Here is a 25,156-nt window from a genome sequence, read left to right as displayed (position 1 = left end):
TAAGAAACCTATGTTGTGATCCTAGAGACAAAACCTTCTCTTTTTAAACCATTGCATAACTGCGCAAACGTTTGCCTTTTTATCTTAAGCGAGGGTAAATTGCAAATCAATGTCGGTGAATGCTCGGGGGTTACTCGTCGTTCATTGAATAACGGGTAAATAAACAAGTGTGTAATGCTTTGTTTTTATGAGAAATAAAGTGAGGGGGCTCAGTTTGGGGTGAGCGTGATAGGTTGCCTGCTTTCACCAATTCGCTGGTTGCGTCACGTTTATGATACCGGTATTTTCCGATAGGAAACTTTTTTGTTAAAAGTGTTAAAGCGTCAAACATAGCGGGACAACCGATAGAGGCGAAAGCAAGGTGACAACAGACCAATCAACACAGGATGTGTATCCGTCGATGCAGGTTGAACGATCGCAACGTGAGGGTGAAACGCGCGAGCCCATTGCGCCATTGCGGCTGGGCCCGCGCTTAAAAGCAGTCAGGGTAGGACTTGGGCTTACGCTTGAAGAGGCAAGCCAACGGACTGGGTTGGCTCGCTCGACATTGTCCAAAATTGAAAATGAGCAGATATCCCCAACCTTCCAAGCGATGCAGAAGCTCGCGCACGGCTTGGATATCGATATTCCGCAACTGTTTGCTCCGCCAAAAAAACGGCAAGCAACAGGCCGGCGAGACGTGACGCTAGCGGGTCAGGGAAAAGCGCATCCTACCGGTACCTACGAACATGAGCTGTTGGCTACGCAGCTTAGCAACAAAAAAATGATGCCATTTAAATCGCGGGTCAGAGCGCGCGCGTTTGAAGACTATAGCGACTGGATCCGCCATGACGGCGAAGAATTTTTATTGGTGCTGGAAGGTAGCATCCAATTTTTTTCCGAATTTTACGAAGCGATCATCCTCAATGAGGGCGACAGTGTGTATTACGACGCTACCATGGGGCACATGTTGGCCTCCGTCAGTGATGCCGATGCACTGATCTTATGGGTGACCGCTTCCTAACCAACGACACAAATACATCGCTTAACGTGGGCAAGAGGCCCGCCGGCGCAATATGGAGTGAACAATGGCAGAGTTACTGACGACCCCGTTACACGGCTTGCATCTTGATATGGGTGCAAAAATGGTTCCATTCGCTGGTTATGATATGCCAGTGCAATATACGTTGGGCGTGCGCAAAGAGCACCTCCATTGTCGTGAGCATGCGGGCTTGTTTGATGTGTCCCATATGGGACAAATTCGTCTTCATGGCACGGATGCGGCAAAAGCATTAGAGGGATTAGTCCCGGTTGATGTACTGGATTTACCAGAAGGTAAGCAGCGCTATGCACTGTTCACTAACGAGCAAGGTGGCATTTTAGATGATCTGATGATTGCCAACTTAGGCGATCACCTTTTCTTAGTCGTGAATGCCGCCTGCAAAGCTCAGGATATTCAGCACCTGCGCGATAACTTGACAGGAGATGTGTCGGTCGAGGTCCTAGAAGATCGTGCTTTGCTGGCTCTACAAGGCCCCAAAGCGGCGCAAGTACTGGCGACATTCAACCCAACCGTAAACGATATGGTGTTTATGGACATTCAACCGGTTGAGATTAATGGCATTCACTGCGTGGTGAGCCGCTCAGGTTACACTGGCGAAGATGGGTTCGAAATTTCTGTCCCGGCTGAACATGCAGAAGCTCTTGCCAAAGCACTGTTAGCTTACGACGAGGTAGAATGGATTGGCTTGGGTGCGCGTGATTCGCTGCGTCTTGAATGCGGATTGTGTTTATATGGGCATGATCTTGATACCACCACTACGCCGGTTGAAGCAACATTGATCTGGGCAATCAGTAAAGTGCGTCGCGCCGATGGTGAGCGTGCGGGTGGCTTCCCCGGTGAGGCGAAAATACTCGATCAAATCGCTACCAAAGCGGTGAGCCGCAAGCGCATTGGGCTGGTGGGCCAAAGCAAAGCCCCTGTCCGTGAAGGCAGCAAGCTGTTTGATGCAGACGATAATGAAATCGGCGTGGTGACCAGCGGCACCTTTGGCCCCACCAAAGGGATGCCCGTGGCGATGGGTTATCTCCCGCCTGAGTTTATTGCCCCCGGCACCGAGGTCTACGCGGAAGTGCGTGGCAAAAAACTGCCCATGACGGTCGAAAAAATGCCTTTTGTGCCGCAGCGGTATTATCGCGGTTAAGCCCTCCCTGAACGCATACGACGACGAGAAAAACGCAGCCAGAGATGGCTGCGTTTTTGTTGTAGGTCGACGTCCACTTTTTAGGTGGCTGCGATCACTACGCCTCACTCAGTTGTTCGACCGCCTCCAGTGCGTGAGAGCCGTAAATCAAAGACGGGCCGCCGCCCATCAATACGGCGACGTTAATGGTCTCGACGCACTCTTGCTTGGTGGCACCGTGTTTGAGCGCGGCGGCTACGTGTGCACCAATACAGCCATCGCAGCGTGCGGCAATACCAATCCCTAGTGCAATTAACTCTTTGGTTTTTACATCAAGATCGCCCTCAGTCATTGCCGCCCGGTGTAGCTGTCCGAATGCGGACAGGGTATCACTACTGTGTGCTTTGAATTGTTTATTAAGCGCCAGTTGTTGCTGATTGATCTCCTGGTAGTTCTTCTTTGTCATAATGCCTCTCTTTTAATTTAGATTTATCTAATTTAAAGGGTTTTGCGTGTTGATGCAATCTGTGTCTGCCGAGCCTCTACATTTGTCTAAAAAAGCAATCAGCTCGACGCTGTGTCGTAGGAAAAGTGAGGGGAAATAGGTTATTTATTAGATTGTCATTAATAGTTGTTCTAATTTAAAACAACACATTCAACCTTTTTACTAACATGTTCCTATGTGCTGTCACTGACGGAGGTCAGTATGAGTATTAAAAAGCGCTTACTCGTTGTCGTCCTGACAGGCGTTATCCTGCCCACCCTCATTATCGCTATTGTGTCACTCTATCAGTTTCGAACGAGTACATTACAAAGCTATGAGCAGAGCTCATACAAAGAAATGCAGCACATAGGCAATGCGTTTAAATTCTACTTAGAAGGGCTGGCGGCAAACGCCAAAATGCTGGGTAATAGCGACGCGCTTAAACGCTTGGATAGCTCAGTCACCAAATATATGGGCCCGACGAAGACCATGACCTCTGAGCAAAACAGCCCAGTAGAAGCTCGGGCGTATGGTTTGTTGGAATCCATGGGGGACTCACGAGAGGATTTCGCCTATGTGTTTCTTGGGCTGAGCGATGGTGGGTACATTCAATGGCCGCAAGGAGAGTTGGGAGATTATGACCCACGCCAGCGCCCTTGGTACCAAACGGGTCAGGGAAGTGGCAACAACCCAGTGCGTGTACCGGCGTATCAAGATGTGAACACTGGCGCACCTCTGCTCGATTATGTGATGGAGTTTCAGGCGCAAGACGGTTTGCGTGGTGTGATTGGTGTTGATGTTACGCTAGAAGCGCTGACAAATATGTTAGGCGACGTCACCCTCGGTGAGTCGGGCTATATTGTGTTGGTGGAAGACACGGGCACAGTGCTTGCGGATCCGAACAACCCAGACAATAACTTTGAGCCTGCCCGGAGTGTCGAAAGTGTATACAGCGGTGGGAATTTTAGTGAATCACTTACCGCCGTCTCCTTTGCTGGCAAAGACTACTTTGTCAACCAGTACAAAGCACCGGAGAGTGGTTGGCGACTGATTGGTATTGTGCCGCAGCAAGAGGTACTCGGCCAAGTAACGCAATTGCAAACGGTGATCCTGTCCATCAGTCTGATCCTCGTGCTTGCATTCGGTGTGCTTGGCTACTTTATGATCCACCGTATATCGGCATCCATCATTGCGGTCAGCGACGGGCTGAGCGATGCCGCGAGTGGCGATGGCGATCTGACCAAACGTTTACCGGTGCGTGGCGAGGATGAGCTGGGCAAAACGGCGGGCGCGTTTAATCAGTTTGTGGATGTGATTCAAGAACTTATCATCGGTATAAAGGACAGATCGACCAAGCTGTCGTCGCATGCCGATCAAACCACCCAATTTGCCGAGCAGCTGGATGGTGCTAGTCATCAGCAGCGCTCAGGGCTAGAGCAAATTGCCACCGCGTTCCACCAAATGGTGGCCACGGCCAATGAGGTATCGCAAAACTGTAATCAAACGGCGGACTCCGCCCAGCAGTGTCAGTCGGAAGTGGACCGAGGCATGGCATTGATGAATAACACGCGTGCAGCGGTGCAAGAAATGGCCACCACGCTCAACGAAGCAGATAGTGCGATGGCGGAGCTCACCAAAGAGAACGACAATATCACCGCTATGCTAGATACCATTCGAGGTATTGCCGAGCAAACCAATTTGCTTGCGCTTAATGCGGCGATTGAGTCAGCGCGCGCCGGGGAGCATGGACGAGGCTTTGCGGTGGTCGCAGACGAGGTGCGGGTGCTATCGCAAAAAACCACCAAATCAACCGAAGAGATCGATGAACTGTTGCAGGCCTTAACCCAACGCACCAATCAGCTCTCTGAAAAGCTGCAAGGCAGTGTTGAGCATTCACAAACCACCACTGAAGCGACGGAAGAGGCCTTGAGTGTCTTTGACACCATCCAAAGTTTGGTAGGACAAATTCACGACATGGCGGCACAAATTGCCACGGCGACAGAAGAGCAACACTCGGTATCGGAAGATATTAATCAGAATGTGACCAGTGTTTTGGAAGGTGCCAACAGTGCAGCATCAACGGCAGAGCAAACCAATGCAACAGCCGCCGAGCTGCGTATGGTGGCCTCAGAGCTATCAGAATTAGTTAATCGCTTTAAAACGGAAAAGGACAGTTAATCGCAGCGGGTGAAAACCGAGTGACGGCATAAAGCGGCGAGCCAAGTGCTCGCCGTTTTTTATAGGCGTGATTTGGCCGCTATGCGACCTCGACAAACCCCATCAGGCCGGTTTTCATGTGCTCAATAACATGGCAATGGTACATCCATCGGCCCGGATTATCGGCCACAAACGCTGCCTTGGCGTGGCCATTTTTACCCAACAGCACGGTGTCAGTGTGGAATGGCGTGACCGGTTTGCCATCCATTTCCAGCACAGTAAAGGTGTGACCGTGCAGGTGAATAGGGTGATGGTATTGCGTGACGTTTTTTAAATCGAAGATATAGGTCTTCCCACGTTCCAGTTTGGCGATCGGCTCAGGAATGTTGCCTTTGCTCATTCCCTCCCAAGCGCGTTTATTCATCAGCCAGAACTCGTGTTTCCCTTTGCCTTGTTTATCGGCCGGTGTGATCGCCCCTGCCCACTCAAACACAAAGTGGCGGGTTTCGGCGTTGGCTAAATCGATCGGCGTGACGGGATTGAGCGGCAAAGCGGGCAATGGCTTTTCTTCTAGATGAGAAGGCGTCGAGGTAAAGCTGGCGAGTAAGAAAGGAAAGCCACCTTTCATATGCATCACCTCGATTTTTTCGCCAGCGTTTGGTGCAATCAGGCCAATATCTAGCCGCATCCCTGGTGCTATCTTGTGCTCCTCCAGTCGGCGTGGTGTGGCAATCGGGTTACCATCGATGGCGATTATCCAGGCTTCTGCGCCGCGCACTTGAATCGGATAGGTGAGCGTATTGTCCACATTGGCTAAGCGCAGCCGTGTGGTCGCCTTTTCTTGCAGTGTGTATTCAGGGTGATGAATACCATTCACGGTGCCCCATTCACCGGGTGTCCCCATGCGCGCGCTGTAGCGTGGAATGGCGAGATCTTTCCAATGGCCTTGTCGGTCGAGGTGCCAGTGCTTAAGTGTTAGTGTGTGCTCCTCATCGAACACGACAGGCGTGGCTTCCTCGACCACAATCGCGCCGACTAGCCCTTTACCCAACTGCACGACAGAGTTCATATGCGGGTGGTACCAAAAGGTGCCAGCATCCGGTGGGGTAAAACGATAGGTAAAGGTTTCACCGGGCTGAATAGGCGCTTGGGATAAGAAAGGAACACCGTCCATTTCAATGGGGATACGTAACCCATGCCAGTGAATGGTGGTGGGTTCGTTGAGGTTATTGGTAAAGTGAATCGTCACTGGCTCGCCTTGGCGGCAGCGGAGCGTGGGCGCTGGGATGTCGCCATTAAAGGCGAGGACGTCGGTCTGATGACCGGGAACCAACTCGGCCTGACTGGGCTCGGCGCTGAGATGGTATTCCCATTGCTCGTTTTCTCGGGACGCTGAGACTAATGAGCAAGCGGGTAGGGTGGAAAGGGCTGCCACCGCTGCGGTTGTTTGTAAGAATTGACGCCGGGAGAGGCCACGTGCGTTCAGCGATTCACCATTCATTCTTTACACCTGTTCAACGCGGTAATTGCGCAACAGTATACCTTGAAAGTTGATAGCTGAGAAAGATTATCAATTGTGATTGTGAGGGAGTTAAAACAGCGAGCGCTAAGACTCGCTGAGTCGTCATCTTATTGACGGTGGAAGGCTTCTAATCCAGGTGCTTGATTGATAGGTGGTAAACACTCGAACCCGGGTTTAGCAATGTAATACCCTTGAAAGAAGTCGACGCCCAAGCCAACCAAGCACTGAAGCTCGCCTTCTGTTTCAACGCCTTCGGCAATAATTTGACGTCCCAGTTCATGACACATAGCGACACTGTGGCGCACAATGGTTTGCTTGGTAACGTCAGTGTCAATATTCCGTATCAGTGCCATATCCAGCTTAATCATATGCGTGTTAATGCTGGCCAGCGCGGTAAGACCGGAATAACCGGCACCGAAATCATCGATTGCGGTTAAAAAACCTTGTGAACGGTAATAGCGAATAATGCGCTGAATATGGCTGTAATCAAGGACTTCTTCCCCTTCGGTGAACTCAAATAAGATCCGGTTGAGCGGAAAGTTATAGTCATTCGCCGCTTTCAGCGTGGTGCGGATACAGCGCTCTGGCTCGTACACCGCATTAGGCATAAAGTTAATGCTGAGGTAACAAGGGATAGATAGTTCGGCCGCGAGTTTGACCGCCTTGATCCGGCAGGTTTGGTCAAATTGATACTGATTCTCTTTGTTGACATGCTGAAACACACTGCCCGCACCGCTACCGTCTTTGCCACGGGCAAGTGCCTCGTAGGCATAAATGGAATGCGTAGAGAGCTGAATAATGGGCTGGAATGCCATGGTAAAATCGAATGCGAGTGGCTGCGCATCCCTGCAGGCCTCACATTGTGTTGAAGATGCTGTCATAGAAAAGCGGTTGTTTAGTATGTCCTTGTAAAAAGGTTAATGGAGTTCTGGGCATAATGCGAATTAGATGACAAAAATTATGGGGTTTGCACGGTTTAAGGTGAATGCCTTGTGATGTCGACTCGACATAAACAGACAAGACTTGGTTTTAATATGCCAAAACGGTCTCTTTTTCATCATAAGTTGGCACTGGATATGCTTAATATTTAATCGGCAACGTTGGGAGTGTCATTATGATGGCGGAGAACGCGGTCATATAGGCGTGCCTTGAAAATGGATTTCCCGATATTTGCTACAAAATAGCCAGAATTGGTTTATACCTTAATAAGGTGGCTTTACAACCAACCCCAAGAGATGCCGGTTCAAGGTAGCTGGCCAGTGACAGAGGATGAACGTCATGCTTGCTGAAAAACGGGATGAAATAGACAACCCCCTGATTTGGCCAATACTCAGTATTCTAGAATCAACGCGACAAAGCTGGAAAGTGCACCACCTACTCGGTGAGCTGCAAAAAGACACCATGATGGCCCAGCTCGATGCTGACCCCCACCTTGATTTATTCAAACGCAATTTCTTGATAATGAATGCCTTGTATCAACTACAAGAAATGTTGTTGCCACAGCAATGGTTGCAGGTTGAGTCAATGGATATCCAGCTGCAATGGCGGGTTGGTAACAGTGGCTTTGTGGCCAAAGAAATTGATTATCAGGATCCATTGCGTGATTACTACATGGACTGGAATAACTATGACGCCAGCCAAGATGACGTGAAAGAGCTGCTGTCGTCGTTTTGGAAGCACTACCAGCGTCATATTGGCAATGAGGCGCCGGGTGAGGCCATGTTGGAGCGCAATAAGGCGTTAAAAGTGTTGGGGTTGGATGAGAATGCCAGTGAGCATGAAATGCGTCGTCAGTGGCGCAAAATGGCACTGAAGTGGCATCCAGATCGGCCCGAGGGAGATGCAACCACCTTCCGAGAGATGTGCGAGGCTTGGCAAAGTTTGCGCTTATAAACAGTGTTCAGCAAGCAACAACAGGGTGTGAGATAACACCCTGTTGCTTGAACCACTGAAACGCATGGTGTTTTCGCGTGATATTTACGCGTTATTGAGCCCGCGGCTGCGCAATTCAAAAATCAGCTTTTCGGCACTGCATTCAAACTGTAGCTTGATGTGTGCGCGATGGCCATCGAGCTGTTGCGGATCAAAGTCATGCTTAACGGCAGGATTAATACTTTCTGCAAGGGCGAGGTATTGCTCGAAGCGTGCTTGCACCGCGTCGTTGCTGTCGCCGTGAATGGTCACTTCTGCTACTTCGTCGCCCTCAGAAATGATGTAACCTATTTCAGCGCTGACACCACATGCATCACAGGTGTCGGTTTGATTCTCTTTCATGGTCTTTCCCTACGTTAAAAGCAGCAGGCATAAAAAGTGTGCTGGTGGCCTGCTGTAAGTCGATACGACGATCTTTAGCAAAGTCTTGGTTGTGGCACATTGAGGCAGGTCAGGTTTTGCGATGTTTGTAGCACGGCTTATCGATATCAGCCAAGTACGGAGAAAAACATCACCCACTATGCGCGTCTATGCCAATAGTGGGTGAGTGTTATCAGGCGATGAGTGAAAGGATCAGTCCCAGTCTTCTTCCCATTGCACCAAGGTGCCTTTTGGCCAGTGAGTACCGATATCATGATACTCTTGCTCCAGCTTGTGGCGGCGAATTTTCAGCGTCGGCGTGAGTTTGCCGTTTTCAATACTCCAAGGTTCTTTAATCATCAATACGCCTTTGATTTGCTGGTGTGACTCCAGCTCCCCATTGATAGTATCAATCACCTTCTTCACCCGGCGCTCATAACGCGCGCGGTCAAAATGTGGAAAATGGTGTGGCAGCGCGAGCAGAATAGGCGCTGGCATGCCTGAACCGATCACACAGAGCATCTCGGCATTAGAGAGCTCGAACAAACGCTTTTCAATCGGCACAGGCGCGACAAACTTACCTTTGGCGGTTTTAAAGGTGTCGTTTTTGCGACCCGAAATACTGAGATATCCCTCGTTGTCGAGTTCACCGAGATCGCCGGTATGCAACCAGCCATCTACCAAGGTTTCTGCGGTGGCTTCTTCGTTTTTGTAATAGCCGCTAAAAAGCCCCTGACTTTTGACTAAGATCTCCTGATCGTCAGCAATCTTGATTTCAACGCCGGGACCTGCATTGCCTACAGTACCGATTTTGTCTGCTCTAAACGGATAATTGAGGGTGCTGTAGGCATAGCTTTCAGTCATGCCCCACGCTTCGGTAATGTGTAACCCAAGCTTTTCATACCATTGCAGCAGGGCAGGGGCGACAGGCGCCGAGCCACAGCCCAACACACGCGCCTGATCCAACCCCAGATTTTTCGCGATTTTGCTTTTAATCAGGCTATTGACCAAGGGGATGCGAAGGAGAAGGTTAAGCTTGCCGTCCGGAAGCTTCTCTTGAATACGTTGCTGGAACAGCGTCCAAAGCCGAGGAACAGAAATGAACAAGGTGGGGCGATGCATTTTGACATCTTCGATAAAGGTATCGAGTGACTCTGGGAAAGCGGTTGGGATCCCGCCCATGATCGCCGAGCCCATGATGTAAACCCGCTCGGTAATATGCGCCAGTGGGAGATAAGAGAACAGGCGGTCATCAGGCTCAATGCCAATATGGTCAATTAACCGCTGAGCTGACCAGCAGTAGCCGCCATAACTTAAAATCGCCCCTTTAGGTAATCCCGACGTGCCGGAAGTATACACTAAAGACATCACATCACTGTCTTGATGCACAGGGCGCTCATCTGATGCTTCATGGTTGGCGATCAAATCATGCCATTCGTAATGGCAGCTAATCGTGGGGTAAGGAAAGGCAATGGTCTTTAAGCCTGGCATGCTTTCCAGTGAGGCACTCAGGGCTTTACTGTCATCAAGTTTGCCCACAAACATGGCTTTCGATTCGCTGTGGGTCACCACATGGTCAATGGTGTCTGTCCCGGCCGTGGGAAATATCGGCACGCTGATATAACTGCCCATCATCATCGCTAAGTCGGCAATAAACCATTCAGCGCAGTTTTTGGAGATGAGCGCGACTTTATCGCCGGGTTTCAGTCCCATATCACGCAGTGCGGTAACCATGCGCAATGCTTGGTTGGCCACATCAGCAAAGGTGTAGTCATGGAAGCGGCGGCCGTGAATTTGGCGCAGAAAAACATGGCTTGGACGTTCATCGGCCCACCGCAGGATCTGATCGTTCGGTTTGATATGTGACATTGGACTTCCTCATTGTCGCAACGTAAGACTACGTTTAAACGTTATAATAATGTTAATTTAGTGATCAGGGGCGAGGAGAAGCAAGATAATCATTTAAACACGTGTTCAAATTATGACTGACGGCACTATTTGCAGTGATTTGCTTCGGATTTTTCAGTTTTTTCATATTCTTCTCAATAAGGTTTTTGGAAGTTTGATCCGCTTCAGCGTCTTGGTAAAGCGTTAGTGTCAGGCTGAGTGAGTCAGTCTGTACTATTTTAAAAGGGGCGGGACTTTTTCGTGAGTTAGCCTGACCGCGTGCTGAGTGGCGCGCGTGTCATCACAGCGCCAATGACGGCGATTGACGGGGAGAACAGATTACGCATGCCAAAACGCAGTAAAGCCCAAACACAGCAAACCATTGAGACTATCTTGGCAGAGGCGAAGCGGCAGCTGTTGGCGCTTGGTTATGAAGGAATGTCTTATACCACGCTCAGTGAAGCGACAGGCGTATCGCGCACCGGGATCAGCCACCACTTTCCCCGCAAGCAAGATTTTATGGTCGCATTAGAGCCTTTTTTGGTGGAGAGCCTGCGTACGCCCCTCGATACTCGCAGTACCATCAATGCGTTTATGAAAAGCTGGATGCAGGCGATGCATGCCGAGGGTGAGTTTAAAGCAACACTAAAGCTTTGTTTTTATGTGTTAATAAGCGGAAAAGCCGATAATGGTGCCGCATTCAGATGTTTAAAAACACTACAGCAAGAGTGTGAACAACAAATGCAAACCGATTTAACGGTCGCTTTTTCGCAACTGTTGGGCGCCAGTGTGTTGTTATGTCGTCAGCGAGCTGAAACGAAATCCTAATGTCATGGCTATTATTGATCGTATGGGGTGAGAGATGACCTTCCGTTGACAGACAGTCCCTGCGTTTTTTGGTATAGTTGTCATGCTTTCTAAGCAACACATGTATTTGGAGATAACCATGAACAATACCGACCATCCTCCGAGTCTTAACGGAGAAAAATAGCGACTGTTGGTATTGCTACATTTCATTGTTACCGACTGTCGTTGATAGTTGGCCCCGCCTGCTTTGTTTTTCTCCTCTCGCTGTTATACATCACTCTGCCCTGCTGGGCACTATGTTGTTGATGGTCGTTACCTGCTGCCAATCGGGAGATTCGCCATGACGGTAATGAACAACGCTTTTACTGAATCGACCACTTTTTCAACGTCAGAAATCGTGGCTGCTCGCAATGCCTTTTTGCAATATGAGCTCAACAAGCAAGTTGAATTGCTCACGGTCATGCCCCATGAGGAGTGTATGGCTGTGCTGGGTCACTGCTCAGTGGCGCATGTCCACCAGCTGCTTGAGCGGTTATATGCGCAAGGCCACCAACGTCTAGCTCATCAATATGCTCTCAGCCTAGGGATGACGGGTCCACATCGCAGCATACTCGCGGGCGTGGGGACTTGGATCCGTCGGAGACGTGCCCTGGTTACTTATTTTTCATTAGTGTTGGCTGTCGCTGCCGTGAGCTATCTATCGGTTTTATTTTTTGCCTAGTCTGTGCGCACTTAGCTTGATCTTAAGCAGTAAATTGTTGCGCAATTATGCTATTACTATAACGACAGTTGAATTATTCAAAAATATTTTAATAATGGGGTGACGGTAGTGAGCCGTGACCCTAATTCTGCCAATAAGGTAACCCTATGAGTGATGCACTGGTACTCGTTATTAATTCAGGTAGCTCGTCATTAAAATTCGCACTGATGGATGCGCAAACTGGCGATGCTGTGATTTCCGGCGCTGGAGAATGCTTTGGGCGCGATGATGCGCGGATGAGCTGGAAAGTCGACGGTGAAAAAACCGAGAAAACCTTAAGTGCAGGAAGCAACCACCACCAAGAGGCCATGGACATCATTGTGGGCCTTATCGAAAGCAACCAGTTGAGTGACAAACTGCAGGCCGTTGGCCACCGTGTGGTACATGGCGGTGAAACTTTCAGTCAAGCCACCTTGATAGACGATGCCGTACTGGCGCAAATCGATGCGCTAAAAGCCTTGGCGCCATTGCATAATCCCGCGCATGTAGTGGGCATCAAAGCGGCACGCAAAGCCTTCCCAAGCTTGCCACAAGTGGCGGTTTTCGATACCGCATTCCATCAAACCATGCCGGAAAAAGCGTATCACTACGCGATCTCGCGTCAGCTCTATAATGATTATGGCATTCGTCGTTACGGCTTCCACGGTACCAGCCATTATTATGTGAGTCGTGAAGCCGCTAAATGGCTTAACCAAGCACCTGAGCAAACCAACGTAATCACCGTACACCTTGGCAACGGTGCCTCTTTGTGTGCGGTGAAAGATGGCCAAAGTGTCGATACCAGCATGGGTTTCACGCCATTGGCGGGATTGATGATGGGCACACGCTGTGGCGATATCGACCCATCCATTTTAGAGTTTCTCTCCAAAAAAGGCCTGAGTACCGATGAGATCCATCATGAACTGCTCGACAAAGCAGGCTTATTGGGTGTTTCGGAATTGACGAACGATTGTCGAGGCTTGGTCGAGGCGGCAGAGCAGGGCCACAAAGGCGCACAATTGGCGCTAGAAATGTTCGCTTATCGCGTAGCAAAATACATCGCAAGTTACATGGTGCCTTTATCTCGCCTGGATGCGATTGTTTTCACAGGCGGAATTGGCGAGAACTCACTGCCAGTCCGTGAAATGATCCTCAAAGAGCTGACCATTTTTGCCTATCAAGCGGATGCCGATGCCAACGCCGCCGCGCGTTTTGGTGCCGCAGGACAAATCACCACCCAAGCGTCACCGCTAGCATTGGTGATCCCAACCAACGAAGAGCTGGTGATCGCACAACAAGCCATGGCAATGGCCTGATTGTCGTATCTTCCACCGTCTATGAAGCGAGCCTGCGGCTCGCTTTTTTTATGTTAACTGGTCGCGCAAGAACCGGTGTAACGCCTTGACTGCGGGAGTGAGTTGTTGGCGCGACGGACATAATAGGTGGAGTGGAGCCAGCTCGCCTTGCCAATCGGTGCACAAGGGCACCAACCGTCCTGCATTCAGATCCGCTTTGACATCGAGCGCCGATTTATAAGCGATCCCTTTTCCTAATAATGCCCATTGCCTTACCACGCCGCCATCATTGCTGGCGCGCCGCCCCGCCACACTGACTGCAATTTCTTCCTCTTGGCGATAGAACTGCCAACGGTTATAGCGCACTTCATTTAGCTCGTAGAACAAGCATTCATGATGTTTCAAATCGAAAGGATGCGAGGGGGTTTTATGCTGGGCTAGATACTCGGGGGAGGCCACGAGCACCCGACGATTATCTTTAACCAACGGCATTGCGATCATACTGGAATCGCCCAACACACCATAACGAATCGCGATATCAATAGGCTGGGAAAACAACTTGGCTTGCTCGTCGGATAACGACAGACGGATGCTGATGTTGGGGTAAAGCGACATAAAGACATCAAGCAGCGGCAGGATCACGTCACGGCCCAAGTCAGATGGCGCGGAAATAAGCAGCGAACCTTGGATCTTATCGGCGTTTTGCAGTTGTTGCTGACCTTGTTGTAGCAAGTCTAACGCTTGTTCGCTGTAGCGCAGAAACTGTTCGCCTTGTTGAGTGAGTCGCAAACTGCGTGTTGAGCGCACAAAAAGCGGGCTGCCTAACTCAGTTTCTAACCGTTTTATGGCGGCACTGGCAACGGCGGGAGACACATCTAATTGTCTGGCCGCGCCAGTTAAGCTGCCGTGTTTGGCCGCTTCGACGAAGATAGCCAGATCTTGAAGTGCTTTCATTATCAAAAAAATGTTGAAAGAGATGTCTCTTTAGCATGGTTTTTCTTTGTGGTGATTGTCAATAGGCTGATAGCCACGTACTAACGCTATCACGCTCGACCACCACAAGGAGATCAGCATGTCTTTGTTTGATGATTACCAACAGTCTGAACTTTCGCTCGCTAACCGCATTGTCATGGCACCGATGACGCGCGCTCGCACTGACCAACCAGGCAATATTCCTAATGCGATGATGGCTGACTATTATCGCCAACGCGCTAGCGCAGGTCTCATCGTGACGGAAGCGACGCAAATTTCTCCACAAGGGCAGGGATATAGCTTCACGCCAGGCATTCATAGCGACGCCCAGATCGCGGGCTGGCGTCATGTCACGGACGCCGTGCATGCTGAGGGAGGTAAAATCTTTTTGCAGCTGTGGCATGTGGGTCGTATGTCGCATCCCATTTTTCACGAAGACGGTTTGCCTGTCGCACCGTCGACGTTATCTCCTGAAGCGAGTGTATGGATAGCTGACGAAAATGGCGGAAGCATGCGTCCGTGTCCTATCCCGCGTGCATTGGAAACCGACGAAATCCCACGCATTGTCGATGATTACCGGCAAGCCGCCTTGAATGCCGTAGAAGCAGGCTTTGATGGTGTCGAAATTCACGCCGCCAATGGCTACCTCATCGACCAGTTTCTACGCTCGACCTCCAACCATCGCGATGATCAATACGGCGGCAGTCGTGAAAACCGGATGCGCTTTTTGGTGGAGATCATGACAGCGATTAGTGAGGCGATTGGTGCGTCACGCACTGGGATCCGTCTGGCTCCTTTTATCACTGCGCGTGGAATGAACTGCCCTGACATTATTCCCACCATTCTTGAGGTAGCGAGCCATGCCAATCATTTAGGCCTTGCCTATTTACATCTTGCCGAGGCGGACTGGGATGATGCGCCGCAAGTTGATGATGATTTCCGCCATCAGCTGCGCGCGCGGTTCGACAACGCGATCATTGTGGCCGGAAAATACGACCAACCCAAAGCAGAGAGCCTGATTGCTCGCGAGTTGGTGGATTTAGTGGCATTTGGTCGTCCTTTTATTGCCAACCCAGATTATGTCGCCCGTCTCCAACATGGCTGGCCACTGGCTGAATTTAACCCTCAGACCCTGTTTGGCGGCAATGAAGCAGGCTATGTCGACTATCCCAGCTATTCCGTCTCCCCCAGCTATCACACAGAATGAGGACAGCATCATGACAATACAAACGTTACCGACAGAGATGCATGCGGTTGGTTATCGCTTTGCGCACCCGATAGAAAAGGCCACATTGGCTGACATCATTTTACCCACGCCGACTCCTAACGATGATGACTTGCTGGTGGAAGTGAAGGCGGTTTCTGTTAATCCTGTGGATGTCAAAATCCGCGGTAACGTCGATGCCCCTGAGGGGCAGCATAAAGTGCTGGGGTGGGATGCGGCGGGCATTGTGCGTCAAGTTGGCCGACATGTGACGGAGTTTAAGCCCGGCGATAGAGTGTGGTACGCCGGCGCGCTCGATCGGCCCGGATCGAATGGTCAATTCCAATGTGTGAATGCAAAAATAGTGAGCGCCATGCCTAAAACGCTGTCCTTTGCCGATGCCGCCGCCATGCCATTAACTGCACTCACGGCATGGGAGCTACTGTTTGATCGCTTAAAAGCCGGACTTGAGCCAGAGTCGAGCACCTTACTGGTTGTGGGTGCAGCAGGCGGGGTGGGTTCGGTGTTAACTCAGCTTGCGAAGCAACTGACGTCGTTGACGGTGATCGGTACTGCGTCGCGACCAGAGAGCCAAGCGTGGGTGAAAGAAATGGGTGCCGATCATGTCATTGACCATGGTCAGCCCTTACAGCCGCAACTTGATGCGTTGGGAGTAGAAGCGGTAACCCATGTCGCGAGTCTTAATCATACCGAGGCGCATTTGGAGCAGCTGGTAGATTGTCTGATCCCTCAAGGCAAACTGGCGTTGATTGACGACCCAGAACAGCTCGATATCCGAAAGTTAAAGAGCAAGTCGATTTCGTTGCACTGGGAGTTCATGTTCACCCGCAGTTTGTTCTCGACTCCTGACATGTACCAACAACATGTGATCTTGGCGAATGTGGCTAAGTTGATTGATCAAGGCGTGCTCAAGTCCACGGCCTCTCATCAACTAACAGGGCTTAATGCAGCCAATTTAATCCTTGCACATCAAGCCGTAGAAAGTGGCCGAACAATCGGGAAATACGTCATCGCTGAACACTAACCTTCCTTGCTTGCATGAAGCCTTATGTGATCCGTCATAAGGCTTTTTGTATATAATGGTAGACAAAGTGCATCGATTTTTGATTTGATGCTCGAAAGATAAAAAAAGATTGGTTAGGTATGAAATGGTATAACGTGATTAAGGCTTACTTACTGGAAGCCATGATTCTCGGAGGCGCGTTCGCGCTAGGCGTGTGGCTAACCCTTTCAGGCTATTTGCTTCATTAGTGATGGTGAACGTTGGCACATTAAAAAGGGCTTTCTTTGCTTAATTCATTGCAGATTTCCACGATGGCGAGTGACAATCCTGAGCGGATCACCTGCTGTTGGCGCTGCAGTTGCAGCTGATAGAATTCGATATCTACGTCATCTTCCGGCGGGCCAATATCGAGCGAAAGCATGCCCATCGTATTCGCTTTGCGCAGCTTTTTGACGGCATCGAGCACCTTAGGATCGGTAAATTGGTAATCGTCGGCATCGTTACTCAGTTGGTTTTTAAGTTTAATAATTTGTTCAATATCGTGATAAGCGTCATCTGATAACACGCCTAGACCAAACAAGAGTTTCAATCGCACAGAAAGATCCCCCAGCGGCCCAGTGTCGTGCAGTAAAGGCCCCACCACTGATTCCACCGCAAAGTTATCTTTGCGAAAAACCCGCTTGATTAAGCCATCAATAGCTGTCTCAAACGTATCCACCGCGGCAACAAAAAAGCCACGCACGGTTGGCGCTTGGTTTAATCGTTCAATGATGTCTGTTTCGTCGAAATTTTCTGCCATAGACTCAATACTGCTTATTGTTATAACGGGGGAGCTAAACTCCCCCTGTAAAATGCGCGGTTTACAATTGCTGGTACAGGGTGTTAATTGCCTCAACTTCAGGGCTTTCCTCTGCCAAGCCGGTGTATGTCGCCAGCGTCTTTCTTACGCCCACCTCAGCCAATGAAGCTTGAAGCTCTTCAGCTTGTGGATCGGTGTGATTGGTGTATTTCAATGCTGCGGCAATCCCTTTTAATAGGGCTCGGTTATCTGTGCCGTACTCTATTGTACCCAGTAATGGCTTGATAAGCCTATCGTTCTGACTTAGTTTTCGGATAGGCTGGCGACCAACACGGTCGACCTCATCAACCAAGTAGGGGTTTGAGAAACGCCCCAAAATTTTCTCGATGTACGCTTGGTGAGCGGCGCGGTCAAATCCGTAGCGTTGGATAAGCACTTCGCCGCTTTCTTGCATCGCTGTTTTCACCAAATCACGGATTTTCGGATCGGTAATGGCTTCACGAATGGTGCGGTGGCCGCTCAAGCAACCCAAATACGCCGTGATGCAATGGCCCGTGTTTAAGGTGAAAAGCTTACGCTCGACGAAGGCCATGAGATTTTGTGTCTTCTCCATCCCTGCAATATCTGGGATTTCGCCTTTGAACTGTTGTTCATCCACAATCCACTCGCTGAAGCTTTCTACCGTGACCTCTAAGGGATCATCGTTCGCCGCTTCCGCCGGCGGCACAATGCGATCAACTGCGGAGTCGACGAAACCAATCAGTGCGTCTGCTTTCTCATGGAATGCGGGGTCAAGGTGCTTATAGACTTCGCCTTTGAGATGCGACGTACCACGGATCATGTTTTCGCAGGCAATAATGTTTAGTGGGGCCTCATTGCCTGATACGAAACGTTTTTCAATGCCGGTGGCGATGGTCTTGGCAATAATATCAAGCACATTAGGGCCAACAGCCGTGGTCACTAAATCCGTTTTTACGATTTTATCGATAACATCATCACTTGCCGAATTGACTGCCGTGATATGAGAAACCGTGTCGATATGGCAGTCGTTACCTACCACTTTGACGTTGTAGCTTTGTTTGTGACTGAGTTGGTCAATGAGGGGCGCATCGACATCGGCAAAGGTGACCTCGACATTGGCATCCGCGAGCAATTTTCCGATAAAGCCGCGGCCGATATTGCCGGCACCAAAATGAACAGCATTTTTCATAATATTTACCTCAAACTAAAAACGGTGGTGATGAGAGGCCACCGAGGTGGCCTGCTTATTGGGTTGATTAATGGGATGACGTCATAAAGGTGACGCTTTCATCACTCAATAGATTGAGGATCTCGTCAATACTGTCAGTACTGGTGAGAATATCTATTGCATCAGGCTCATCTAACGCATTAGTAATGGCGGTAATTACTTGAATATGTTCATCGTTTTTGGCGGCAATGCCAATCACCAACTTAGCGATATCCTCTTTGTCGTCGGTGAACTGCACACCCGATGGATACTGACATACCACAATGCCGGTTTGCTTGACCCCATCTTTTGCTTTAACGGTGCCATGAGGAACGGCGATCGACTCCCCGAGGTAAGTGGGGGTTAATGCCTCACGCTCAAACATCGCGTCGACATAACCTGGCTCTACGTAGCCAAGTTTGACAAGTTGCTCACCGGCAAATCGAATCGCTTCATCCTTGTTTGTGGCCGTTAAGCCAAGATGAATGTTTTTACGCTGAAGTTGAAAAGCAGGTGCCGGGGTTGGCTCGAAACTGTCGTCATTTGCCGCCGTCGTCGGCACTTGAAGCACTTGCGGATCGTTGGCAGCGGGATACTGTGCGGCGAGAATTTGGGTAACCAACTGGCCGTAAACATCGCCGTCTAAAAAGTTATTGAGTGAAATATGGTGTGCGGTTGGCGCGTGAGTGCGCGCACGCTCGGTCAGATCTTTATGCGTGATCACAATCTGCGCATCCTCAGGCAGGCTATTGACCGCAATATTCGTGACACCAATATCTAAGCCTGCATTTTGTACTTTTTTGCGCAGCAAGCTGGCACCCATGGCACTAGAGCCCATGCCAGCATCACAGGCAACTAAAATATGCTTTACGTCAGCAAAGTTAACTGTGGCTTTAGGCGCAGAAGAGGGGGCGGAGGTGCTTGCTTTAGCGCCTGATTTCATGTCTTTCATTTTGGCGGTCGCCTCATCAAGTGAGGCTTCGTCACCTTCACCCTCTGTGCTTTTCTGTGTTTTCATCAGTAAAGCGGCGACCACAAATGACACGCTGGCTGCGGCAATAATTGAGGCCAAGACGCCGACAATTGAGCCTTTTTGCGTCATTAACAGCACAGCAAAAATAGAGCCTGGCGAAGCGGGCGACACAATACCTGCATCAAACATAGTGAGAACGAACACACCTGTCATACCACCGGCAATCGCGGCAAGAATAAGGCGTGGATTCATCAGAATGTAAGGGAAGTAGATTTCGTGAATACCACCGAAGAAGTGAATAATGGAGGCACCGCCCGCGGTTTGACGTGCGGTGCCTTTACCAAACACCATGTAGGCAAGCAAGATGCCTAAACCAGGACCTGGGTTTGCCTCAATGAGGAAGAAAATAGACTGACCAGCTTCTGAGGCTTGTTGGATGCCCAGCGGTGAGAAAATACCGTGGTTGATCGCATTGTTGAGGAAAAGAATCTTAGCGGGCTCAACAAAGATTGAGGTCAGTGGTAACAGGTGTGCTGAGACCAAAAACTCCACACCCGCTGCGAGACCACTAGACAAGAGCTTAACAAACGGGCCGATGAGGAAGAATGCGATAATCGCGCAAAGCATACCGATAATACCGGCAGAGAAGTTATTCACTAACATCTCAAACCCGCTTCTCACTTTGCCATCGACATAGGCATCAAATTTTTTGATCGCCCAGCCACCGAATGGACCAACCATCATCGCGCCCATAAACATGGGAATGTCCGTCCCGACAATCACCCCCATGGTGGTAATTGCGCCGACAACCGCACCGCGTTCGCCGCCAACAAGTTTACCGCCGGTGTAGCCGATCAGTAGTGGTAGTAGGTAGGTAATCATGGGACCGACCATGGCCGCCAATGTCTCATTGGGGACCCAGCCGGTTGGAATGAATAGTGCGGTAATAATCCCCCACGCGATGAATGCGCCGATATTAGGCATCACCATGTTTGAGAGGAAGCGACCAAAATTCTGTATCTTGATCTTGGTGTCAGATGATATCATAACAATACCCCGTTTGATGTTCTCATTGAACGTGTGTGGTAGAACGGTTCGCCAAAACCGTCTGGCTAGTAAGTACCCAGTCAATTTACCACATATTTTTTCGAGAGAACTGATAACGGGGATTTATTGACTCAACTCTCATTATTCACTTCGCAACTATATGTTAGTCCAACACCTGTCACAGAAATAACATGTAAATTTAGCACAAAACGCAATGATCAAAATTGTCAATAAAATCTATAGAGATTCATATCACATTTTTGATTTTTTATTTATAAAATATATAGTGATGTAGATCACTCTTTATTTTTTTAGAATAGTGAAATAAAAAACTAGAGTGATGAATATCACACTATCATCCTGGTCAATAATGATTCATCAAGTGATAGATATCACACTTGTATTTTTATTACGGATGAGGTCGGTGTCGTGTGAGGTAGAAACCAAGCTCAATCGCGTTGAGCCTGGTGAGTTAAAATGCCAAGGTAGCCATTACAGACAAGAGAGTTAATACGCTCCTGCGCTGTAGATAAGCTCGTAACTGTGGCTGTAGATCTCCAAGATATTGCCAAATGGGTCTTCCATATAGATCATGCGATAGGGCTTCTCTCCAGGATAGTAATAGCGTGGTTTCTCCATACGTTTCTTACCACCCGCCTCAACAATACGTTCAGCCAGTGCTTCAACGTTAGGATCTTGCACGCAGAAGTGAAAGACGCCCGTTTTCCAGTACTCGAAATTGTTGTCAGGGTTTTGCTGATCTTTGAATTCAAATAGCTCGACACCCACTCGGTCACCGGTTGATAAATGGGCAATACGAAAGCGCTCCCAACCTTGACCAAACACATCGGTACACATCGCTCCAATTGCACTATTGTCTTCGATAATCTCGGTAGGTGTCATAATGAGATACCAGCCAAGCACTTGCGTGTAAAATTGAACGGCTTTGTCCAAATCAGGTACCGAAATACCAATGTGTGAAAATGTACGTGGATAAGGGGTTGGCATGCGTTGCTCCTTCTAAGATGACGTTGTCAGTGGTTGCAAGCATGAGGTATCACAAACATAATGTTAAATTATGGTTTGCAATAGTTATGATGACAATTTGTTATGGTTAATCCTGTTTGGCTGAAAACCTTTTGCACCCTGGTAGATGTTGGCAGTTTTACCAAAGCCGCTGATAAGTGTTTTATGACCCAATCAGGCGTCAGTCAGCACGTGCGAAAGCTCGAAGATGCTTTATCGACCACCTTACTGATTCGGAGTAAAAAGGGTATTGTCACGACGGAGGCTGGAGAGCAACTCTATCGTCAAGGCAAAGATGTACTACAAACACTCGATAACCTAGCCGTTAACATCAGTCAGGATCCCGGTTATGAAGGGGAGGTGCGTCTTATGTCGCCGGGAAGTGTTGGTCTCCGTTTATATCCTCATTTGCTCGATCTCCAGGTGACGTATCCGACACTTACGATTAACTATCGCTTTGCGCCAAATGGCGATATTCATAATGCCATCTTGAACAACACCATTGATATTGGCCTGACAACCGCATGTCCCGTTAATCCAAATATTCAGTCTGAACCCATTGGGGAAGAGCCGTTGTTGCTGGTGACACCGCGCCATGTCAAATCCCCGACTTGGGAAACACTCTGCCAGCTAGGATTCATTGATCATCCAGATGCGAGGCATCACGCCGAGTTATTACTTGGAGCGAACTTCGAGCAATACCAAACGGCACAGTTGCGTCCCATTAAGCAATCTGGCTTTTCTAATCAAATTGGTCTTATCTTACTACCCGTTGCACGCGGACTCGGCTTTACCGTGTTACCCGCCAATGCCGTCGCCGCTTTTGCTCAACAAGCGGCCATCAAAGCTCACCATTTACCGACACCGGTCAGTGAAACCTTATACCTTTCTTCTCTTGCCGGACGCGTGCTGCCCCAGCGCGCGATCAATGTTGCTAACGTTATTAAAGAGCAGGTTGATTCAATCGATATGCATGATAAAAGCAAAGAGTGACAGCATCACGTGCTGCGCATGGACGACGCTTCTCCTGTCTTCTAATCTCTAAGAGTGCGAAAACGATTTGAGGTGGCACTGTGACGAGATGGTGGATATTAATGGTTTGCTGGTTGCCGTTGAGTGGACTGGCAAACACACTCACTGTTGCATATCGCGATCATACGGGTGCAATGTCATCCGCGACCAAAGCGATCGTCGAGCGGGTTTTTGACTCGGTTGACCCACAAATCGAACTCGCTTGGATAGAAATGCCGTTAGCACGGGCAGAGAATGCACTGGCTAAAGGGATCATTGATATTGATTTTGGACGCACGCGGTTGGTCTACCAGGACACGCCTCAGGCGCTTTATCCGAGTGAATCACTGTTTTCCGTCGGTTATCACCTGTTTGGCCATACATATGTTGGCAACCCTCAAGACTATCAACGTGTAGTGGGGGTGATTGGTGACCAAGTAGCGAGAATGATCGCGAATAAGTTTGACTGGGAAATGGTCGGTGCTAGGAGTGAGCGCGCAGCGTTGAATATGGTGAATAGCAATCGGGTACAAGCCATGGTGGCTTATGTGGGCGTGGCAAGCATTATTGAAAAAGAGCAACTGATTGCTGTGCGCATGGGGGATAACCCTGTCGAGTCCGTTCCCATTTATTTAGCGATTCATCAGCGGCATCAAGCTCTTATTGAGCCACTGAACGCTAGTATACGCAAAATGAAAAAGAGCGGAGAAATAACCGCTCTACTCGAAAAACACGGCATCCCTCATTGAGATGCATTTTCTATCCGAAGTTTCTGCTCGCGTACTTTACGACGCAATAGCTCCGTATAAATTGGTTGTCCACCAAGCAACTGTGCGACCAAGGTGGCACCGAGGGTGGTGATGATTAACGGCAAAATCAGATAATAGTTGTTGGTCATTTCAATCACCAACAAAATACCGGTAATCGGCGCGCGCACGGTCGCGGCGAACAGAGCGCCCATGCCCGCAATCGCAAACATACCCGGCTCTATCCCCATCTCTGGGTACATATTGGCAACCACTAACCCATACACTGTGCCCAACAAGGTTCCTAGCGCCAGCATGGGCGCAAAAATGCCCCCAGGCGCACCTGAGCTAAAGCAAATCACTGTCAGTAATGTGCGTGCCATAAAGATAAACAGCAGGGCACTGATTGAATAATTGAGGGTGACGAAATCTGGCACTAAATTAATGCCACCATGGGTCAGCTCAGGCGCATAGATAAGTAGCAAGCCAAAAAAGCCGCCTAACGTGGCACCCACTAACCAGATCCGTTTTTGGCTTTTCTGATAAAAGCGTTGGAAAAAATCCTGAAAGCGCATAATCAGAAAATTAAACAGTACGCCAAATACCCCAAAACAGCAGCCCAGAACGAGAAAGAACCACAGCGAAATAAGTGGCGGCGTTTCGTATTGTGGTAATACAATTACCGCCTCTTGGCCATTGATATAGCGAAAGACGATATCGGCCATAATCGCAGCAATGATCACCGCTTTAATTGAAATTAAGGTATAGCGAAATTGTGGTCGCATTTCCTCAACCACAAACATGATAGCCGCCAGTGGAGCATTAAAAGCCGCCGCCAGCCCCGCTGCAGCACCGGAGGCGAGCAAGGTTTGGTTACTGTTCCTGTCTTTGATGCGGCAGGTATCGGTGACCATTCGGCCAATATTGGCACCAATTTGCACGCTTGGGCCTTCGCGGCCGAGAATCATGCCAGAGCCTAACGCGCCTAAACCACCAAAAAACTTCACTGGAATAACTCGCCACCATCGTGAGGGGCGAATGCCTTCCATCGCGCCCTCAACCTCTGGGATCCCCGAGCCTGCCGCTTCAGGGGCAAAACGATGAACAAGCCAATAGCCGAGTAAGGCGAGCCCCGCGCTAATAAGAAACGCGAGCACACCCAATGGAATCATCGAGTTGATGTTACTGTCTAACCATTCGGTTCTGGACTGAGACAGTGAGTGGATGGCGAGCTCGAAAAGGGTGACTACCACGCCGCCTAAAAAGCCAATGACTACCGCGAGTAAAAGGATAGAAACGGGCGTTTTGTCGCGAGACCATAATTTATCAAAGAAAACACTAGATTTGTAAAAGATGGCTCTCTTCTTGCCTGTTTTACTTACAATTTTCATCTGTGTGAACGCAAAGTGTGAAAAGAAAAGTGACGATGTACGGTGGCACAACTTCCTACGCCAACATCGTGCTGGGAACGTCCTATTCCCTGAGAGAACGCATTTATACTACGCCAATTAATGGAACATGCAAGCGCTCGACAGATACTTCATTGTCCAGTGATAAAGACAAAACCCGCGGGAGTAAGCGATACACTAACGAGGCAGCCATAAGCGAACATTTTTATACGTTTTATCGGTGTGCACCGTATTGTCAGCCAGCGTACCACCTTTGTCAGCGCCAATAATTGATTTGAATTAGATCACAGTTTGTTGCGTTGAAAATGTCCGCAGCCGCTATATCGGATTGGTAACCGCGGTGTGGCCATGCCAGAGCAGCAAAGGCATGGC

General features: G+C 49.4%; 22 protein-coding genes. 11 read left to right on the top strand and 11 right to left on the bottom strand.

Annotation, left to right across the window (positions count from 1 at the left end):
• Nucleotides 1-400 precede the first annotated feature (400 nt).
• Nucleotides 401-1,003: a helix-turn-helix domain-containing protein gene (locus BZG25_RS00725; RefSeq protein WP_046075708.1), complete on the top strand. Its 603-nt coding sequence runs from the start codon at nucleotides 401-403 to the stop codon at nucleotides 1,001-1,003.
• Nucleotides 1,004-1,067: 64 nt separating this feature from the next.
• Nucleotides 1,068-2,183, top strand: a complete 1,116-nt coding sequence (gcvT, locus tag BZG25_RS00720) for a glycine cleavage system aminomethyltransferase GcvT (RefSeq protein ID WP_046075709.1) — start codon at nucleotides 1,068-1,070, stop codon at nucleotides 2,181-2,183.
• 97 nt (nucleotides 2,184-2,280) lie between these two features.
• Here gcvT and BZG25_RS00715 read toward each other — a convergent pair whose 3' ends face one another.
• Nucleotides 2,281-2,628 carry a carboxymuconolactone decarboxylase family protein gene (locus tag BZG25_RS00715; RefSeq protein ID WP_077638354.1) on the bottom strand — a complete coding sequence of 116 codons (348 nt, stop codon included), beginning with the start codon at nucleotides 2,626-2,628 and terminating at the stop codon, nucleotides 2,281-2,283.
• A 240-nt stretch (nucleotides 2,629-2,868) separates the two neighbouring features.
• Here BZG25_RS00715 and BZG25_RS00710 point away from each other — a divergent pair, with 240 nt between their 5' ends.
• Entirely contained in the window at nucleotides 2,869-4,824 is a 1,956-nt protein-coding gene (locus tag BZG25_RS00710) for a methyl-accepting chemotaxis protein (RefSeq protein ID WP_077638353.1), read from the top strand.
• 79 nt (nucleotides 4,825-4,903) lie between these two features.
• Here the strand turns inward: BZG25_RS00710 and BZG25_RS00705 are convergent, their stop codons facing one another.
• Together BZG25_RS00705 and BZG25_RS00700 are read right to left on the bottom strand one after the other, a co-directional pair.
• Nucleotides 4,904-6,304, bottom strand: a complete 1,401-nt coding sequence (locus BZG25_RS00705) for a multicopper oxidase family protein (RefSeq protein ID WP_077638352.1) — start codon at nucleotides 6,302-6,304, stop codon at nucleotides 4,904-4,906.
• Between the two features lie 128 nt (nucleotides 6,305-6,432).
• On the bottom strand, nucleotides 6,433-7,206 hold the full coding sequence (locus BZG25_RS00700) for an EAL domain-containing protein (protein ID WP_077607451.1): 774 nt from the start codon (nucleotides 7,204-7,206) through the stop codon (nucleotides 6,433-6,435).
• Between the two features lie 397 nt (nucleotides 7,207-7,603).
• Between BZG25_RS00700 and BZG25_RS00695 the strand changes: the two genes are divergently transcribed.
• Nucleotides 7,604-8,218 (top strand): DNA-J related domain-containing protein, encoded by a 615-nt coding sequence (locus BZG25_RS00695; RefSeq protein ID WP_077638351.1) that lies wholly within the window; start codon nucleotides 7,604-7,606, stop codon nucleotides 8,216-8,218.
• Nucleotides 8,219-8,302: 84 nt separating this feature from the next.
• Here BZG25_RS00695 and BZG25_RS00690 read toward each other — a convergent pair whose 3' ends face one another.
• Both BZG25_RS00690 and BZG25_RS00685 read right to left on the bottom strand, forming a co-directional pair.
• A complete protein-coding gene (locus BZG25_RS00690) occupies nucleotides 8,303-8,599 on the bottom strand; it encodes a DUF406 family protein (protein WP_046075715.1) in 297 nt (98 codons plus the stop codon).
• Between the two features lie 231 nt (nucleotides 8,600-8,830).
• The gene (locus BZG25_RS00685; RefSeq protein WP_077638350.1) at nucleotides 8,831-10,486 is read right to left on the bottom strand and encodes an AMP-binding protein; all 1,656 of its coding nucleotides are present in this window, start codon (nucleotides 10,484-10,486) and stop codon (nucleotides 8,831-8,833) included.
• 363 nt (nucleotides 10,487-10,849) lie between these two features.
• On the opposite strand from BZG25_RS00685, the gene BZG25_RS00680 reads away from it, so the two are divergent.
• From BZG25_RS00680 to BZG25_RS00670, 3 genes are all read left to right on the top strand, one after another.
• Nucleotides 10,850-11,332 carry a TetR/AcrR family transcriptional regulator gene (locus BZG25_RS00680; RefSeq protein WP_046075717.1) on the top strand — a complete coding sequence of 161 codons (483 nt, stop codon included), beginning with the start codon at nucleotides 10,850-10,852 and terminating at the stop codon, nucleotides 11,330-11,332.
• A gap of 319 nt (nucleotides 11,333-11,651) precedes the next feature.
• Nucleotides 11,652-12,032: a hypothetical protein gene (locus BZG25_RS00675; RefSeq protein WP_077578420.1), complete on the top strand. Its 381-nt coding sequence runs from the start codon at nucleotides 11,652-11,654 to the stop codon at nucleotides 12,030-12,032.
• Between the two features lie 146 nt (nucleotides 12,033-12,178).
• Nucleotides 12,179-13,366 carry an acetate kinase gene (locus BZG25_RS00670; protein ID WP_077638348.1) on the top strand — a complete coding sequence of 396 codons (1,188 nt, stop codon included), beginning with the start codon at nucleotides 12,179-12,181 and terminating at the stop codon, nucleotides 13,364-13,366.
• A gap of 48 nt (nucleotides 13,367-13,414) precedes the next feature.
• Here BZG25_RS00670 and BZG25_RS00665 read toward each other — a convergent pair whose 3' ends face one another.
• Nucleotides 13,415-14,299, bottom strand: a complete 885-nt coding sequence (locus tag BZG25_RS00665; protein WP_077638347.1) for a LysR family transcriptional regulator — start codon at nucleotides 14,297-14,299, stop codon at nucleotides 13,415-13,417.
• 118 nt (nucleotides 14,300-14,417) lie between these two features.
• Between BZG25_RS00665 and BZG25_RS00660 the strand changes: the two genes are divergently transcribed.
• Nucleotides 14,418-15,524, top strand: coding sequence for an alkene reductase (locus tag BZG25_RS00660; RefSeq protein WP_077638346.1), 1,107 nt, complete (start codon nucleotides 14,418-14,420; stop codon nucleotides 15,522-15,524).
• 37 nt (nucleotides 15,525-15,561) lie between these two features.
• Nucleotides 15,562-16,566 (top strand): zinc-binding alcohol dehydrogenase family protein, encoded by a 1,005-nt coding sequence (locus tag BZG25_RS00655; RefSeq protein WP_077638420.1) that lies wholly within the window; start codon nucleotides 15,562-15,564, stop codon nucleotides 16,564-16,566.
• Between the two features lie 247 nt (nucleotides 16,567-16,813).
• Here the strand turns inward: BZG25_RS00655 and BZG25_RS00650 are convergent, their stop codons facing one another.
• From BZG25_RS00650 to BZG25_RS00635, 4 genes are all read right to left on the bottom strand, one after another.
• Nucleotides 16,814-17,344, bottom strand: a complete 531-nt coding sequence (locus BZG25_RS00650; RefSeq protein WP_046075720.1) for an MltR family transcriptional regulator — start codon at nucleotides 17,342-17,344, stop codon at nucleotides 16,814-16,816.
• 61 nt (nucleotides 17,345-17,405) lie between these two features.
• Entirely contained in the window at nucleotides 17,406-18,554 is a 1,149-nt protein-coding gene (locus BZG25_RS00645) for a mannitol-1-phosphate 5-dehydrogenase (RefSeq protein ID WP_077638345.1), read from the bottom strand.
• 67 nt (nucleotides 18,555-18,621) lie between these two features.
• Entirely contained in the window at nucleotides 18,622-20,592 is a 1,971-nt protein-coding gene (locus BZG25_RS00640) for a PTS mannitol transporter subunit IICBA (RefSeq protein ID WP_077638344.1), read from the bottom strand.
• Nucleotides 20,593-21,099: 507 nt separating this feature from the next.
• A complete protein-coding gene (locus BZG25_RS00635) occupies nucleotides 21,100-21,600 on the bottom strand; it encodes a lactoylglutathione lyase family protein (protein ID WP_046075723.1) in 501 nt (166 codons plus the stop codon).
• 102 nt (nucleotides 21,601-21,702) lie between these two features.
• On the opposite strand from BZG25_RS00635, the gene BZG25_RS00630 reads away from it, so the two are divergent.
• Both BZG25_RS00630 and BZG25_RS00625 read left to right on the top strand, forming a co-directional pair.
• Nucleotides 21,703-22,611, top strand: a complete 909-nt coding sequence (locus tag BZG25_RS00630; RefSeq protein ID WP_077638343.1) for a LysR family transcriptional regulator — start codon at nucleotides 21,703-21,705, stop codon at nucleotides 22,609-22,611.
• A gap of 101 nt (nucleotides 22,612-22,712) precedes the next feature.
• Nucleotides 22,713-23,378, top strand: coding sequence for an ABC transporter substrate-binding protein (locus BZG25_RS00625; RefSeq protein ID WP_077638342.1), 666 nt, complete (start codon nucleotides 22,713-22,715; stop codon nucleotides 23,376-23,378).
• Here BZG25_RS00625 and clcA read toward each other — a convergent pair.
• Entirely contained in the window at nucleotides 23,372-24,766 is a 1,395-nt protein-coding gene (gene clcA, locus BZG25_RS00620) for a H(+)/Cl(-) exchange transporter ClcA (RefSeq protein ID WP_077638341.1), read from the bottom strand. The two genes, BZG25_RS00625 and clcA, sit on opposite strands and share 7 nt — an antisense overlap.
• Between the last annotated feature and the right edge of the window lie 390 nt (nucleotides 24,767-25,156).

The organism is Salinivibrio sp. ML198, from assembly GCF_001996015.1.
GTDB lineage: Bacteria > Pseudomonadota > Gammaproteobacteria > Enterobacterales > Vibrionaceae > Salinivibrio > Salinivibrio siamensis.
The sequence above is the reverse complement of the archived record's forward strand: the minus strand, read 5'-3'. Positions and strand labels throughout refer to the sequence as shown.

Excerpts from the sequence above, each read along its gene's own strand:
- BZG25_RS00640 (WP_077638344.1), bottom strand. The coding sequence starts at position 20,592 with ATGATATCATCTGACACCAAGATCAAGATACAGAATTTTGGTCGCTTC.
- BZG25_RS00625 (WP_077638342.1), top strand. The coding sequence starts at position 22,713 with ATGGTTTGCTGGTTGCCGTTGAGTGGACTGGCAAACACACTCACTGTT.
- BZG25_RS00710 (WP_077638353.1), top strand. The coding sequence starts at position 2,869 with ATGAGTATTAAAAAGCGCTTACTCGTTGTCGTCCTGACAGGCGTTATC.
- BZG25_RS00665 (WP_077638347.1), bottom strand. The coding sequence starts at position 14,299 with ATGAAAGCACTTCAAGATCTGGCTATCTTCGTCGAAGCGGCCAAACAC.
- BZG25_RS00655 (WP_077638420.1), top strand. The coding sequence starts at position 15,562 with ATGCATGCGGTTGGTTATCGCTTTGCGCACCCGATAGAAAAGGCCACA.
- BZG25_RS00715 (WP_077638354.1), bottom strand. The coding sequence starts at position 2,628 with ATGACAAAGAAGAACTACCAGGAGATCAATCAGCAACAACTGGCGCTT.
- BZG25_RS00670 (WP_077638348.1), top strand. The coding sequence starts at position 12,179 with ATGAGTGATGCACTGGTACTCGTTATTAATTCAGGTAGCTCGTCATTA.
- BZG25_RS00630 (WP_077638343.1), top strand. The coding sequence starts at position 21,703 with ATGGTTAATCCTGTTTGGCTGAAAACCTTTTGCACCCTGGTAGATGTT.
- gcvT (WP_046075709.1), top strand. The coding sequence starts at position 1,068 with ATGGCAGAGTTACTGACGACCCCGTTACACGGCTTGCATCTTGATATG.
- BZG25_RS00680 (WP_046075717.1), top strand. The coding sequence starts at position 10,850 with ATGCCAAAACGCAGTAAAGCCCAAACACAGCAAACCATTGAGACTATC.
- BZG25_RS00690 (WP_046075715.1), bottom strand. The coding sequence starts at position 8,599 with ATGAAAGAGAATCAAACCGACACCTGTGATGCATGTGGTGTCAGCGCT.
- BZG25_RS00685 (WP_077638350.1), bottom strand. The coding sequence starts at position 10,486 with ATGTCACATATCAAACCGAACGATCAGATCCTGCGGTGGGCCGATGAA.
- BZG25_RS00635 (WP_046075723.1), bottom strand. The coding sequence starts at position 21,600 with ATGCCAACCCCTTATCCACGTACATTTTCACACATTGGTATTTCGGTA.
- BZG25_RS00645 (WP_077638345.1), bottom strand. The coding sequence starts at position 18,554 with ATGAAAAATGCTGTTCATTTTGGTGCCGGCAATATCGGCCGCGGCTTT.
- BZG25_RS00725 (WP_046075708.1), top strand. The coding sequence starts at position 401 with ATGCAGGTTGAACGATCGCAACGTGAGGGTGAAACGCGCGAGCCCATT.
- BZG25_RS00675 (WP_077578420.1), top strand. The coding sequence starts at position 11,652 with ATGACGGTAATGAACAACGCTTTTACTGAATCGACCACTTTTTCAACG.
- BZG25_RS00705 (WP_077638352.1), bottom strand. The coding sequence starts at position 6,304 with ATGAATGGTGAATCGCTGAACGCACGTGGCCTCTCCCGGCGTCAATTC.
- BZG25_RS00695 (WP_077638351.1), top strand. The coding sequence starts at position 7,604 with ATGCTTGCTGAAAAACGGGATGAAATAGACAACCCCCTGATTTGGCCA.
- clcA (WP_077638341.1), bottom strand. The coding sequence starts at position 24,766 with ATGAAAATTGTAAGTAAAACAGGCAAGAAGAGAGCCATCTTTTACAAA.
- BZG25_RS00650 (WP_046075720.1), bottom strand. The coding sequence starts at position 17,344 with ATGGCAGAAAATTTCGACGAAACAGACATCATTGAACGATTAAACCAA.
- BZG25_RS00700 (WP_077607451.1), bottom strand. The coding sequence starts at position 7,206 with ATGACAGCATCTTCAACACAATGTGAGGCCTGCAGGGATGCGCAGCCA.
- BZG25_RS00660 (WP_077638346.1), top strand. The coding sequence starts at position 14,418 with ATGTCTTTGTTTGATGATTACCAACAGTCTGAACTTTCGCTCGCTAAC.